Origin of the sequence: Clostridium sp. HV4-5-A1G (genome assembly GCF_900184915.1) — a bacterium.
GTDB classification, from domain to species: Bacteria; Bacillota; Clostridia; order Clostridiales; family Clostridiaceae; genus Clostridium_B; species Clostridium_B aromativorans.
In genome coordinates this window covers 1-673 of sequence record NZ_FXYI02000379.1, presented here as the reverse complement: position 1 = coordinate 673, position 673 = coordinate 1, and the positions used below count along the sequence as shown (strand labels likewise).

General features: G+C 28.2%; 1 protein-coding gene. It reads left to right on the top strand.

Annotated elements, in window-relative coordinates:
- The first annotated feature begins 74 nt into the window (after positions 1 to 74).
- The gene (locus J5G60_RS18625) at positions 75 to 461 is read left to right on the top strand and encodes a hypothetical protein (protein ID WP_150356589.1); all 387 of its coding nucleotides are present in this window, start codon (positions 75 to 77) and stop codon (positions 459 to 461) included.
- Positions 462 to 673: the final 212 nt, after the last annotated feature.

Genomic DNA, 673 nt, shown 5'->3' with positions numbered 1-673 from the left:
TTATTATAATATTACTATACCATATAACACTGATATAATAGCTATATAAAGCTTAGTTTACAGGAGTGATAAATTTGAATAAATATTTAAATAAGATTTCCTATTATTTTAGAAACAGCTATGGCATTGATAAACTCTCAACTCATCTTTACATAGCTGGGTTTATATTTTCCCTGTTCAGGCGCAGTGCCACTTTCGGTTTTGTATGTATAATATATTCTACATGGCGATGTCTTTCAAGAAACAAATACAGAAGACATAAAGAACTTCAGGCCTACGAAAATTTTATTTCTCCCCTGGTCAGACGGATCAAAACATATAAAACCACAATAGGTAGTAATAGATACTATAAAATATTCAAATGTCCAAATTGTTCCCAAAAAATGAGAGTTCCAAAGCATAAGGGCAGAATAACTATAACCTGCAGAAACTGCGGAACTATTTTTAAGGGAAAATCATAAACCATTAGTGAAAATAATTTATATGTAAAATAGAAATACTTTTATAGTAAACACTTCCTACTTAGAATAAACTAAAATATGACAAGAGCAGGTGCTGTAATTGGGTGAGAGAAAAATATTCGTTTCAATTTTTAAATTTATAGTTTTTATATTCTGGCTCATATTTCAATTTATAGCTATAGTACTTATATACAATATATTCAACATATTTT